Genomic DNA, 13,699 nt, shown 5'->3' with positions numbered 1-13,699 from the left:
CGGTTCAGAGCTTCAGGATATAGTCGCAGAGCCTGTCGGCCGCGGTCTGGATCTGGGCGGGATCGCGCAGGAAGCAGGCGCGCATGAAGAGCTCGCCGCCGGGACCGAAGGCAGTTCCAGGCGCCAGGCCGACGCCGGTCTTGTCGACGATATCGATCGCGGCCTTGCGGCTGTCCGTGACGCCGTCGATCTTCAGGAAGGCATAGAGCGCGCCATCGGGCTTCAGCGTCTGAACCCGGTTGGTCGCAATCAGCGCGTCGCAGAGGATGTCGCGCGAGCGCCTTGCCTTGTCGATATTGGCCTGCACGAAAGCATCGCCCTCGTTCAAGGCCGCGACCGCGCCACGCTGCATGAACTGGGCGACACCAGATGTCGAATACTGGATCAGGTTCTCAAGCACCTGCCCGGTCTCCGGCGGCGCCACGATCCAGCCGACGCGCCAGCCGGTCATCGACCAGTTCTTCGAGAAGGAATTGACGAACATGACCTTGTCGCCCGCTTCCATGACATCCAGGAACGAGGCGGCGCGGTCGCCGGCGAAATAGTAGCGGGCATAGATTTCGTCCGCCATGATCCAGAGACCATGCTTGCGGGCAAGGCCGAGGATGGCGGCCAGATCCTCACGTGTCGCGGTCCAGCCGGTCGGGTTCGAGGGCGTGTTGATGAAGAGCGCCTTGGTCTTCGGCGTGATCGCGGCAGCAATACGGTCGAGGTCGACGGCCCACTTGCCGCCTTCGAAGTCGAGCTGCACGCCGACGGAACGGGCGCCGGCAATTTCGAGCGCGGCGGCGATATTCGGCCAGGCGGGCGTCAGATAGACCAACTCGTCGCCGGGCGAGGTCATCGCCTGCACGGCGATCTGGATCGCCTGCATGCCGGAGCCGGTGACGAAGAAATGCTCGACGGGTAGGTTTATGCCGAAGTGGCGGGCGTAATAATCGGAGAGCGCCTGGCGCAGTTCGGGAATGCCGCGCTGATAGGTGTAGAAGGTCTCGCCGGCCGAAAGCGCCGTCATCGCCGCCTGATTGACGAAATCGGGGGTGGGAAGATCGCCTTCACCGACCCAAAGCGGCAAGAGGCCATCGCGGCCACGGGCATAATTGACGACTTCGACGATCCCGCTTTCAGGCGCCTGGATGGCGCGCGGGCTGAGGCTATTGACGATCGACATGCATCACTCCGGTTTTCGCCTACATAAAACAAATGCGCGAGCGAATCCCATGACAATCGGTGATGGCCGATCGATTTCCGTGATGGGTGAGCCCTGCCTCATCCGGCAGGGCTCTTAAGCCATCAGACCGTCGGGCGCTTGGCCAGCAGGTCGCGGATTTCGGTGAGGAGGGCGACGTCGGCCGGCGGCGGCGGCGCTTCTTCCGGAGCAACCTTCTTCTGGCGCTCGACCTGCTTCTGCAGCGTGTTCACGCCCTTGACCATCAGGAAGATGATCCAAGCAAGAATCAGGAAGTTGATCAGAACGGTGATGAAGCTGCCGTAAGCGAGCACGGCGCCCTGTGCGCGGGCAGCGGCCAGCGTCGGCGCGTTGACGTTGGACGAGAGGCCGATGAAGTAGTTGGAGAAATCGAAGCCGCCGAAGATGGCGCCGACGATCGGCATGATGACGTCGTCGACCAAGGATTTGACGATGCCGCCGAACGCACCGCCGATGATGACACCGACGGCAAGGTCCATGACGTTGCCGCGGGCAATAAACGCTTTGAACTCGTTGAGCATGCGATCTGTCTCCCTCTGATGCAGTTTGATTGCAGGCTGTTGTTTTTATTAGCTACATCTTCGTTGCGATTATTCAATTACAAATTACGAATTATTCAAATGCTCCACCCGTCTTTGACTTAAGACCTAGACGGCGGGAATTTTCAAAGGCCCCGATTTGCCGTAGGCTTCGAGCTCCGGGAGGACCGGCGCATGGGACGCCGGCGGAGGAGAAATGCTGCCAGGCTGGGTCATACTCGCATCGGCGTTCGGCTATCTGTTACTGCTGTTTGCCGTGGCAAGCCATGGCGACCGGCAGCGCAGACGCTTCGGCGCGCCCGACAGCGGGCGGCCTGTGGTCTATGCGCTGAGCCTTGCGATCTACTGCACGTCCTGGACCTATTTCGGCGGCGTCGGCCTTGCCTCGCAGCGCGGGCTGGAATTCACCGGCATCTATATCGGCCCGATCCTGGTCTTCACGCTGGGCATGCCGGTGCTGCGGCGGATCATCGATCTCGCCAAGACGGAGAAGCTCACCTCCGTCGCCGACTTCATTTCGGCGCGCTACGGCAAGAACTCGGCGGTGGGCACGATCGTGGCGCTGATCTCGCTGGTCGGCGCCATCCCCTATATCGCGCTGCAGCTGAAATCGGTGTCGAGCACTGTGACGGCGATGCTCAATCCGTCGGATTACGGCATCGGGAGCGGCAATCTCTATTTCCTCGACCTGCCGCTTCTGGTGACGCTGGTGCTTGCCTGCTTCGCCATCATGTTCGGCACCCGCCACACGGATGCGACCGAGCATCAGGATGGGCTGATCCTCGCGGTGGCGATGGAATCGGTGGTGAAGCTGTTTGCGTTTCTGACGGCAGGCGTCTGCGTCGTCTGGTTCCTGTTCGACGGGCCGGCCGATCTGTGGCGGAAGGCGTCGGAGAACGAGCTGGTGCTGTCGGCGCTGCATTACCAGACGCCGATCAGCCGCTGGCTGACGCTGACCGTGCTTTCGGCCTTCGCGATCGTCATGCTGCCGCGGCAGTTTCATGTGACCGTGGTCGAGAACCGGACGGCGAAGGAGCTGCGGCTGGCGGGGTTCCTGTTCCCGCTCTACCTCATCGCCATCAATCTCTTCGTGCTGCCGATGGCGATTGCCGGCCTGCTGACCTTCGGCGGCAGCGGCAATGCCGATCTCTACATGCTGTCGCTGCCGATCGTCGGGCAGATGCCCGTGATGTCGCTGATCACCTTCATCGGCGGTTTTTCGGCGGCGACTGCGATGGTGATCGTCGCCTCGGTGGCGCTGTCGATCATGGTCTCCAACGATATCGTCATGCCGATCTTCCTGCGTCGACGGCTTGCCGGGCGCGGCGGCCAGCGCGACGATTTCGCCAAGACGCTGCTCAACATCCGCCGCAGCGCCATCTTCGCCGTGCTGTTGCTTGGCTATGCCTATTACCGCTCGACGGATAGCACCACGGGCCTGGCCTCGATCGGCCTGCTATCGTTCGCCGCCATCGCGCAGATGGTGCCGTCGCTGCTTGGCGGACTGATCTGGCGGCGGGCGAATGCGCGCGGTGCGATCCTCGGCCTCTCTTCCGGCTTCGTGATCTGGATCTACCTGCTGTTTCTGCCCTCGCTTGGCGGGCCGGATTATTCGGCGGTGGCGAGCGCCGTCTTGGGCTTCGTGTTTCCAGGGGTCACCGTCTTTACCGACAATGCTGACCCGCTGGTCAACGCCACAGTGATGAGCCTGCTCGTCAACACCGGTTTCTTCGTGATCGGCTCGATGACGCGCAATGCGCGGCCGCTCGAGCGCATCCAGGCCGGCATCTTCGTCAAGCGGCAGTCGCGCTCGCAATTTGCCACGCGCGGCTGGAAAACGCGGATCAGCGTCGGCGACCTGAAGGCGACGATCTCGCGCTATCTCGGCGACGAGCGGATGGAGCGATCGTTCCAGACCTACCAGCAGAACTCCGGCCGCAAGCTGGAGGACGACCAGCCGGCCGACATGGCACTCATCCATTTCACCGAGCAGCTGCTCGGCAGCGCCATCGGCTCGTCTTCGGCGCGGCTGGTGCTATCGCTCATCCTGCAGAAGGTGGAGGATGCCTCGGCCGACACCGCCTGGCTGCTCGACCAGGCGAGCGAGGCGCTGCAATATAACCAGGACATGCTGCAGACGGCGCTATCGCAGATGGACCAGGGCATCGCCGTGTTCGACAGCTCGAACCACCTGACGATCTGGAACCGGCGCTTCCGGCAGCTGCTGGATCTGCCCGAAACATCGGGACAGGTCGGGTTTCCGCTTGCCGATATCGTCGCCATTCTCAGCCAGCGCGGCGATATTCCGGTTTCCGAGGTCAGCCAGACGGTCCGGCACTTTCTCACGCTGGACAAGCCCTTCGCGCTGGTGCTCGGGCGCGGGGAACGCATCATTGAGGTGCGATCCAACGCCATGCCGGACAAGGGGATCGTCGCGACCTTTACCGATATCACCCAGCGCGTGGCCGCCGACCAGGCGCTGAAGCAGGCCAACGAGACGCTCGAGCAGCGCGTGGCGGAGCGCACGGCCGAGCTTACCCGCGTCAACCACGAACTCGGCGAAGCGCGCGCCTCGGCCGACGAGGCAAATCTTGGCAAGACGCGCTTCTTCGCCGCCGCAGGACACGACATCCTGCAGCCGCTCAACGCCGCCAGGCTCTATTCATCGGCGCTGGTCGAGCGGATGGGGCAATCGGAGAGCAGCGCCATCGTGCGCAACATCGATTCGGCGCTGGAATCGGTGGAAAGCATTTTGGGCGCCGTGCTCGATATCTCGCGGCTCGACACCGGAGCGATGCGCCCTCGCCTCGCCTCGGTTCCGCTTGCCGATCTGCTGGAGCGCATCCAGACTGACTTCGCGCCGATCGCGCGCGAGAAGAGGCTGAAGCTGGTGGTGATGCCGACATCTCTGCGCGTGCGGTCCGACCCCAATCTGCTGCGCCGGCTGGTGCAGAACCTGGTGTCGAACGCGATCAAATATACGCTGACGGGCAAGGTGCTGGTGGGTGCGCGCCGGCGCGGCAACCAGGTGGTCATCCAGGTGATGGATTCGGGCATCGGCATTCCGCCGTCGAAATTCCGCACCGTGTTCAAGGAGTTCGCGCGGCTGGACGAAGGCGCCAAGACCGCATCGGGCCTTGGGCTCGGGCTATCGATCGTCGATCGCATCGCGCGCGTGCTCAGCCACCCGGTGGAGCTGCATTCGACGCATGGCAAGGGCACCGATTTCCGCATCGTCATGCCGCGCGATATCTCGCCGGTGGCCGAAGCGCCGATGACGACTGCGCCCGCCGAGCGCTCGGCGCAAAACCTCAAGGGGCTGAAGGTGCTCTGCATCGACAACGAGCCGCATATCCTCGAGGGCATGCAGCTGCTGCTGAGCGGATGGGGTTGCGCGGTGCAATTGGCGGATTCTCTTGCCGGTGTCGCGGCGCTCGATGCGCGGGAGGGTGCGCCCGATCTCGTCATCGCCGATTACCATCTGGGGGACGGGACCGGCGTGGCCGCGATCCTCTCCGTCCGCGAGCGCTTCGCCACCTATGTTCCCGGCCTCGTCATCACCGCCGACCGGACGCTGGAGGTGCGCGCCGATACCGAGCGGCACGGGATCGGCATCCAGCACAAGCCGGTGCGCCCGGCCGCGCTGCGCGCTTATATCACCCAGATATCGGCGCAGAAGCGGGCAGCGGCGGCCGAGTAGGCGCGCCTGTCAGAACGTTCGTGACGAGGTTGCGCACGCGCTCGATCGAGGGTTGGTCGCCAAAGAGGATGCGGTAGATGATGGGGGCGACGACGCCATCCATGACCGCATCGATATCGGGAAACGCCTCGCCACGGGCATGTGCGCGCTGCGCGATCAACGCGATCTGTTCGCGGGTGAACGCATCGCACTTGCAGGCGTTGGCATTGTCCTGGGCGGCCAACACGTCGCGCATCATGTCGCGGCCGATGCCCGAGGACATCTCCTCGCAATATTGCTCCGTCCATGCCTCCAAATCGCCTCGTGCGCTGCCGGTGTCGATCGGCAGCATGTCCGGGCGAAGGCGCTCGACGGCGACATCGGCGAGCAATTCCTGCAGCTCGCCCCAGCGGCGGTAGATCGTCGACGGCGTGACGCCTGCCTCGGCCGCAATCAGGGGAATGGTGACGTCGGCGCGGTCCATCGTCTTCAGAAGCGCCCGGACGGCATTGTGGACGGAGGCCTGAACGCGGGCGCTGCGACCACCGGGGCGGAGATTGTCTTTTGCTGGCATTGGTTATCCGACCTTCGGCCTCCCGAGCGCGCCATGGTTCAAAAACTTTGAGCGATCCATTAACGCAAATTATTTGCTTTTAGCGCGCACCCGCCCCACATCGGACTAACGCAACGACTTAGCTTTAAGGAGCTTATATATGCCCGCGCCCGGCAAATCCATAGAGACGAAGTCAAACCCCATTCGTTTTCACGCGGTGACGCTCGCCACCTTCTTCGGTGCCTCGGCCGCGCCTACGCCGCTTTACCGGATCTACCAGGAGAACTTCGCCGTTTCTCCCGTGCTGATCACGGTCATCTTCGCGGTCTATGCCTTCGCGCTGCTGCTGGCCTTGTTGATCGCCGGCTCGATCTCCGACCATCTCGGCCGCAAGCCGGTGATCTTTTCAGCGCTGGTGCTCGAGATCATCGCCATGGCGCTGTTTGCCGCCGCCAGCGGACCGGCCTGGCTGATCGCGGCGCGGATCATGCAGGGACTGGCGACCGGGATCGCCGGCGCTTCGATCGGCGCGGCACTCGTCGATGTCGACAAGGCCAAGGGGCAGCTGGTGAATTCGATCGCGCCGCTATCCGGCATGGCGATCGGCGCTTTCGGAACCAGCGCGCTGATCCAATATGGGCCGTTTCCGCTACATCTGGTCTACGCGATCCTGCTCGTCGCCTTTGTCATCCAGGCCGGCGCGATCTGGGCAACCGGCAAGACGGCATCCACCCGCCCGGGTGTCTGGGCTTCGCTGAAGCCGCGCGTTGCCATCCCGCCGCAGGTCAGGCGGCCGCTGGCGCTCGTCACGCCGATCAACATCGCCAACTGGACGCTTGGAGGCTTCTATCTCTCGCTCGTGCCGTCTCTGGTGGTGAGCACGACCGGCAGCCATGCGCCGCTGACGGGCGGCTCGGTGGTGACGGCGCTGATGGTGTCGGGGGCGGTCGCCGTCTATCTGAGGCGCGCCAGATCGGCCAACGGCAACCTCGCCTTCGGCACGATGGCGACAACGCTCGGCGTACTCACCGTGGTTGCGGGCGTGCACCTTGCCAGCGTCCCGCTGCTGCTTCTCGGGACGTTGCTGACCGGTGTCGGCTTCGGCACGAATTTCCTGGGCGCGATGGGCACGATCATGCCGCTTGCCAAGCCGGACGAGCGCGCCGAACTGCTATCGGCCTTCTACATCCAGAGCTATCTGGCCTTCAGCCTGCCCGCCATTCTCGCCGGGTTCCTGGCGAAGTCGCTTGGCTACCAGCTGACCACGGATATCTATGCGACAGCGATCATTCTGGTCACCTGGATCGGCTTTCTCGGCCTGCGGGCGGATCGCGCGAAGGCGCAGCGGATCGCCGCCTGAACCAGAAAGGCGGGCAACAAAAAAGGCCGGGCGAACCCGGCCTTTCGTTCGTCCCGGCGAACCGGAGACGATGTATTCGAAAACTTAAGCAGCCTGCAGACGGTCTGCGGACATCTTGCCCGAACGCTTGTCGGCAACGAGCTCGTAAGACAGCTTCTGGCCGTCCTTGAGTTCGCGCATGCCGGCGCGCTCAACAGCAGAGATGTGAACGAAAACGTCGGCAGAACCGTCGTCCGGCTGAATGAAGCCGTAGCCCTTGGTTGCGTTGAACCACTTAACAGTACCTGTGCTCATGACGATATCCTTTTATAAATCGTACATAGATGGTGCACACCGAACAAAGCCAGCATGCGATGGAAACCGATTTTGGAGGAAGTTCGCGAGCAACAGCACGAGCGGCCGTAACAAAGTTCATCTAGCAAGATCGATGCGAGGCTTTTACGTGGTAATTGTGTCTCTGGCAAGGCAACTTTAGCGACCAGAGATGCCCGGATCGATGAATTCATCGATGAATTCTGGGGGCGACCGGGCGGGCTTAAAAGCCAGCCCGATCATACGCATGGAAAGGCCGGTCAGGCCGCAGCTTTTGCGCCGGCATAAGGGTCGAATCGGCCGTAGAACGTCTCACCCTTGGCCGCCATGTCCTTCAGCAGCGCGGTCGGCGCGAAGTGCTGTCCGTAAGAGGCGGCTAACCTCTCGCAGAGCGCCACGAAATTCTTCGGCCCCATGCCGTCGATGTAGGAGAGCACGCCGCCGGTATAGGGCGCGAAGCCGAAGCCGAGGATGGAGCCGACATCGGCCTCACGCGGATCGGTGACGATGCCTTCTTCAATGGTGCGCGCGGCCTCGAGCGCGATGGTGACGAGGAAGCGCTGTTTCAGCACCTCGACATCGATCTCGTCGGCCTTCTTCTGCGGATAGAAGGTCTTCAGCTCCGGCCACAGCGACTTCTTGGCGGGCTTTGCGGGATAATCGTAGAAGCCCTTGCCGTTCTTGCGGCCGCGGCGATCGAGTTCGTCGACCATCTTGTTGATCAGCGCAAGGTGCCTCGGGTCGACGGCTGCTTCGCCGAGATCGGCGACGGTCGCCTTCAGGATCTTCTGGCTGAGATCGATCGCCACCTCGTCGTTGAGCGACAGCGGGCCAACCGGCATGCCGGCCATCTTGGCGGCGTTTTCGATCATCGCCGGCGGCACGCCTTCAATCAGCATGTCATAGGCTTCGTGGATGTAGCGGAAGACGCAGCGGTTGACGAAGAAGCCGCGCGTGTCGTTGACCACGATCGGCGTCTTCTTGATGGCGGCGACGTAGTCCAGTGCTACGGCCAGCGCCTTGTCGCCGGTCTCTTTGCCGAGGATGACTTCGGTCAGCATCATCTTTTCGACCGGCGAGAAGAAATGCACGCCGATGAAATCGACCGGTCGCTTCGAGTTTTTCGCGAGGCCCGAGATCGGCAAGGTCGAGGTGTTGGAGGCGAAGATCGCACCTTCGGGCAGCACGGCTTCGACAGCCTCGATCACGGCCTTCTTGACGTCGCGATCCTCGAAGACGGCCTCGATAACGAGATTGACGTCGGCGAGATCGGCATAATCGGCAGACGGCGTGATGCGGGCGAGAAGCGCCGCGCCCTCATCCTGCGTCAGGCGGCCCTTACCGACTGAGTCCTTCACCAGGCCCTCGGAGACGGACTTGCCCTTGGTCGCGGCTTCCATGTCGCGATCGATGAGGGTGACGGGAATGCCGGCGGCGGCGGTCACGTAGGCGATCGACGCCCCCATGAAACCGGCGCCGACGACACCCACCTTCTTCAGCTCCGTCTTTGCGATGCCGGCGGGGCGGCGGGCCCCTTTGCCAAGCTCCTGCATGGAGATGAAGAGGGAACGGATCATCGAGAATGCTTCGGTGGTCTGCAGCACCTGAGTGAAATAACGCTGCTCGATCTTCAGTGCCGTATCGAAGGGAACCTGCAGGCCCTCGTAGACGGATTTCAGGATCGCGAGCGCGCCGGGATAGTTGCCCGCCGTTTCGCGACGCAGGATCGCCGGTGCGGCCGGCCAGAGCTGGGCCGCCGCCGGCGTCCAGATGCCGCCGCCGGGGGCCTTGAAGCCCTTTTCATCCCAGGGAGCGATCGGTTTCAGGCCGTCCTTGATCATCTGCTTGGCAGCGGGGATCAGCTGATCCGGCTCGACCACCTGATGGATCAGGTTCATCGCCTTGGCGCGCGAAGCCGTCAGCGACTGGCCCGTCGTCATCATCTGCAGAGCCGACTGGGCATCCGCCAGACGCGCGACGCGCTGCGTGCCGCCGGCGCCCGGGAAGATGCCGACCTTGACCTCGGGCAGCGCGATCTTGACCGACTTGGCATTGGAGGCGACGCGGCCGTGGCAGGCAAGCGACATCTCCAGCGCGCCGCCCATGCAGGTACCGTTGATGGCCGAGACCCAAGGCTTGCCACAGGTTTCCAGCTTGCGAAACAGGCCGGTCATGCGGCCGACGAGATCGAAGAGTTTTTGCGCGGCGGTCGACGGATCCTTGACCTTCTCCTCGTTGTAGAAGGTGAACATCGCCTTGATCATCGAGAGATCAGCGCCGCCGGAGAAGCTCGACTTGCCCGAGGTGATGACCACGCCCTTGACGGCGCTGTCTGCCACCGTCTGGTCGATGATCGCATTCAGTTCGTCCATCACCTCGGAGGTGAAGACGTTCATCGACTTGCCGGGCATGTCCCAGGTGACGAGGGCAATGCCATCGGCGTCGGTCTCGACGGTGAAATTGGTGTAGGTGGTCATGATGGGATTCCTCTTCCCGTGGAATTCTCTGTTGTGCCAGACCGCCCCCTCACCCGGCCTGCGCTACGCTCGGCCACCCTCTCCCCGAGGGGAGAGGAGGATCGGCCACGTTGCGGCTCACTCCCTTCTCCCCCACGGGGAGAAGGTGCCGGCAGGCGGATGAGGGGGCTACACCCTCTCGATCACAGTCGCAGTGCCCATGCCGGCGCCGATGCAGAGCGTCACCAGCGCGGTGTTGAGATCGCGGCGTTCCAGCTCGTCCAGCACAGTGCCGAGGATCATCGCGCCGGTGGCGCCGAGCGGGTGGCCCATGGCAATCGCGCCGCCGTTGACGTTGATCTTGTCGTGGTTAATGTCGAAGGCCTGCATGTAGCGCAGCACGACGGCGGCGAAGGCTTCGTTGAGTTCGAAGAGATCGATATCGGCGAGCGTCATGCCTGATCGCTTCAAGAGCTTTTCGGTGACGTCAACCGGGCCGGTCAGCATCAGCGCCGGGTCGGAGCCGATGTTGGCGAAGGCCTTGATGCGGCCGCGCGGCTTCAGCCCCATGCTCTCGCCACCGGCCTTGGAGCCGAGCAGCACGGCGGCAGCGCCATCGACGATGCCGGACGAATTGCCGGCATGGTGGACATAGTTGATCCGCTCGATCTCCGGATGCGCCTGGATGCCGACGGCCTCGAAGCCGCCCATCTCGCCGGGCATCTGGAAGGACGGGTTCAGCGATGCCAGCGCCTGCATGTCGGTGCCGGGGCGCATGTGCTCGTCGCGGTCGAGGATCACAAGACCGTTCTGGTCCTTCACCGGGATGACGGAGTTCTTGAAGTAGCCCTTATCCCAGGAATTGGCGGCGCGCTTCTGGCTTTCGACGGCATAGGCGTCGACGTCGTCGCGGCTAAAGCCGTATTTGGTGGCGATGAGATCGGCCGAGACGCCCTGCGGCATGAAATAAGCAGGGAAGTTGACCGACGGATCCATGAACCATGCGCCGCCGGACATGCCGAGACCGACGCGCGACATGCTCTCGACACCGCCGGCGATGACGATGTCATCGGCGCCTTGCGCGATCTTGGCGGCGGCGAAATTGACGGCGTCGAGGCCGGACGCGCAGAAACGGGAGATCTGCATGCCCGGCGCCTTGATGGAATAGCCCGCCTCGAAGGCCGCACCGCGCGGGATGACCGCGCCGGCTTCCATGACGGGATCGACGCAGCCCATGATGATGTCATCGACCGTTTCGGTGTTCAGCCCGTTGCGGTCGCGCAGCGCTTCCAGCGTTTTCGCCGCCAGGCGCACCGACGGCACCTCGTGCAGCGAGCCATCCTTCTTGCCGCGGCCGCGCGGCGTGCGGACGTGATCGTAAATGAAAACTTCGGTCATCCTGTCTCGTCTCCCTGGCGGCTGTTAGGCCGTGAATTGTGTGTCCTCTTCTCCCCAACGGGGAGAAGTGCCGGAGCGTCAGCGAGGCGATGAGGGGGGTCTCCGGCGAAGCCGGAGCCAGAAACAAGTCGCGCCTGCGGCGCGCCCCCTCATCCGGCCCTACGGGCCACCTTCTCCCCGTTGGGGCGAAGGGAACCTCAAAACGCCTCGGCGCTCAATGCCATCATCGTTTCCGCGCCGGTTTCGATGCGCGCCTTGCGCAGCGTCGTTTCCGGCATGATCCGCTCCATGAAGAAGCGGGCGGTGATCAGCTTGTTGCGCAGGAAAGCCTCGCGATCGGTCTCTCCCGCGGCCAGTCCGTCATTGGCGGCCTTGGCCATCTTCGCCCACATATAGCCGAGAATGACGAGGCCGAAGAGATGCATGTAGTCGGTCGAGCCGGCGCCGGCATTGTCGGGCTTTGCCATCGCATGCTGCATGAACCACATGGTCGACGCCTGCACGTCGTTCAAGCCCTTCTTCAGGTTCTTGGTGAAGAAGGACATCTGCTCGTCGCTGCGGTTTTCCTCGCAGAAATCGCCGATCTCCTTGAACAGCGCCATGACCGCCCGGCCACCGTTCTGGCCGAGCTTGCGGCCGACGAGGTCGAGCGCCTGGATGCCGTTGGCGCCTTCGTAGATCATGGCGATACGGGCATCGCGGACATACTGGCTCATGCCCTGCTCTTCGATATAGCCGTGGCCGCCGAAGACCTGCTGGGCCATGACGGCATGGTCGAAGCCCTTGTCGGTCATCACACCCTTCAGGATCGGGGTGACGAGGCCGAGGATATCGTCGGCCGTCTGCCGTTCCTTCTCATCCGTCGCACGGTGGGCGATGTCGGATTTCAGCGCGGTCCAGAGCAGGAAGGCGCGACCGGCTTCGTTGAACGAGCGGATGGTCATCAGCGCGCGGCGGACATCGGGATGAACGATGATCGGATCTGCCTTCTTGTCCGGCGCTTTCGCGCCAGAGAGAGCCCGACCCTGAATGCGTTCGCGGGCATATTCGGCGGCGTTCTGATAGGCGATCTCGGCGATCGCCAGCCCCTGCAGGCCGACGCTGAGGCGAGCCTCGTTCATCATCACGAACATGGCCGCGAGGCCCTTGTTCTCGGCGCCGATCAGGAAGCCGGTCGCCTCGTCGTAGTTCATCACGCAGGTGGCATTGCCGTGGATGCCCATCTTGTGCTCGAGCGCGCCGCAGGAAACGCCGTTGCGCTCTCCGGCCGCGCCATCAGCGCCGACCATGAACTTGGGCACGATGAAGAGCGAGATGCCCTTGGTGCCCTCGGGCGCGCCTTCGATGCGGGCGAGAACGAGGTGGACGATGTTGCCGGACATGTCGTGTTCGCCGGCGGAAATGAAGATCTTCTGGCCGGAAATCTTGTAGCTGCCATCGGCCTGCGGGACAGCCTTGGTGCGCAGCAGACCGAGATCGGTGCCGCAATGGGGCTCGGTCAGGTTCATGGTGCCGGACCATTCGCCGGAGACCATCTTCGGCAGATAAGTCTTTTTCTGCTCGTCGGAGCCATGAACGATGATGGCGGCGATGGCGCCCTGGGTCAGGCCCGGATACATCATCAGCGACATGTTGGCGGCAGACGTGTATTCGCCAACGGCGGCGTGCAGCGTGTAGGGCAGTCCCTGACCGCCGAATTCCTCCGGCACGGCAAGCCCCGTCCAGCCGCCCTCGCAATAAGCGTCATAGGCCTGCTTGAAACCCTTCGGCGTCGAAACCGAGCCGTCTTCCTTGCGCGTGCAGCCTTCCTGGTCGCCGGAATAGTTGAGCGGGAAAAGCACCTCCTCGGCGACCTTGGCGGATTCGCCCAAGATCGCCTCGATCATGTCAGGGGTGGCGTCGGCGAAGCCCGGCAGGTTGTTGTAGCGCTCCAGACCCAGCACATCGTTCAGCACGAAAAGCGTGTCGTTTACCGGGGCCTTATAGACTGGCATCGTTCGAATTCCTCCAATTCGTCAGCCGGGCGGACCGGCCTGTGCATGTGTCTTACAAAATATTGACGTTTGCGTAAACGTCAAATTTTATTGCATCGCAAATTTGTGAGCCAAGAGGGCCGCGTACGAGGCCTGCGCGCCACGGGAACCGCTGCAGGAACACACTGTAAGGGTGCTATCTTTCGCACACAGCTGTGT

Annotated in this window: 9 protein-coding genes; 2 read left to right on the top strand and 7 right to left on the bottom strand. The window is 63.1% G+C overall.

Going from position 1 to position 13,699, the window contains the following annotated elements:
• Positions 1-4 precede the first annotated feature (4 nt).
• Positions 5-1,171: a pyridoxal phosphate-dependent aminotransferase gene (locus ACVTFQ_RS00990; RefSeq protein ID WP_111561676.1), complete on the bottom strand. Its 1,167-nt coding sequence runs from the start codon at positions 1,169-1,171 to the stop codon at positions 5-7.
• A 122-nt stretch (positions 1,172-1,293) separates the two neighbouring features.
• The gene (gene mscL / locus ACVTFQ_RS00985; protein WP_047507292.1) at positions 1,294-1,731 is read right to left on the bottom strand and encodes a large conductance mechanosensitive channel protein MscL; all 438 of its coding nucleotides are present in this window, start codon (positions 1,729-1,731) and stop codon (positions 1,294-1,296) included.
• 214 nt (positions 1,732-1,945) lie between these two features.
• Here mscL and ACVTFQ_RS00980 point away from each other — a divergent pair, with 214 nt between their 5' ends.
• Positions 1,946-5,449 (top strand): PAS domain-containing hybrid sensor histidine kinase/response regulator, encoded by a 3,504-nt coding sequence (locus tag ACVTFQ_RS00980; protein WP_111561675.1) that lies wholly within the window; start codon positions 1,946-1,948, stop codon positions 5,447-5,449.
• Here ACVTFQ_RS00980 and ACVTFQ_RS00975 read toward each other — a convergent pair.
• The gene (locus ACVTFQ_RS00975; protein WP_111561674.1) at positions 5,406-6,002 is read right to left on the bottom strand and encodes a TetR/AcrR family transcriptional regulator; all 597 of its coding nucleotides are present in this window, start codon (positions 6,000-6,002) and stop codon (positions 5,406-5,408) included. The two genes, ACVTFQ_RS00980 and ACVTFQ_RS00975, sit on opposite strands and share 44 nt — an antisense overlap.
• 139 nt (positions 6,003-6,141) lie before the next feature.
• On the opposite strand from ACVTFQ_RS00975, the gene ACVTFQ_RS00970 reads away from it, so the two are divergent.
• Complete coding sequence (locus tag ACVTFQ_RS00970; protein ID WP_111561673.1) at positions 6,142-7,341, top strand: MFS transporter; 1,200 nt, start codon at positions 6,142-6,144, stop codon at positions 7,339-7,341.
• An 84-nt stretch (positions 7,342-7,425) separates the two neighbouring features.
• Here ACVTFQ_RS00970 and ACVTFQ_RS00965 read toward each other — a convergent pair whose 3' ends face one another.
• From ACVTFQ_RS00965 to ACVTFQ_RS00950, 4 genes are all read right to left on the bottom strand, one after another.
• Entirely contained in the window at positions 7,426-7,635 is a 210-nt protein-coding gene (locus tag ACVTFQ_RS00965) for a cold-shock protein (protein ID WP_018898356.1), read from the bottom strand.
• Positions 7,636-7,913: 278 nt separating this feature from the next.
• Positions 7,914-10,130: an FAD-dependent oxidoreductase gene (locus ACVTFQ_RS00960; RefSeq protein ID WP_111561672.1), complete on the bottom strand. Its 2,217-nt coding sequence runs from the start codon at positions 10,128-10,130 to the stop codon at positions 7,914-7,916.
• A 168-nt stretch (positions 10,131-10,298) separates the two neighbouring features.
• The gene (locus ACVTFQ_RS00955) at positions 10,299-11,507 is read right to left on the bottom strand and encodes an acetyl-CoA C-acetyltransferase (protein WP_111561671.1); all 1,209 of its coding nucleotides are present in this window, start codon (positions 11,505-11,507) and stop codon (positions 10,299-10,301) included.
• Positions 11,508-11,704: 197 nt separating this feature from the next.
• Positions 11,705-13,501 carry an acyl-CoA dehydrogenase C-terminal domain-containing protein gene (locus ACVTFQ_RS00950; protein WP_111561670.1) on the bottom strand — a complete coding sequence of 599 codons (1,797 nt, stop codon included), beginning with the start codon at positions 13,499-13,501 and terminating at the stop codon, positions 11,705-11,707.
• Positions 13,502-13,699 lie beyond the last annotated feature (198 nt).

Source organism: Rhizobium sp. O111 (genome assembly GCF_055616315.1).
The sequence above is the reverse complement of the archived record's forward strand: the minus strand, read 5'-3'. Positions and strand labels throughout refer to the sequence as shown.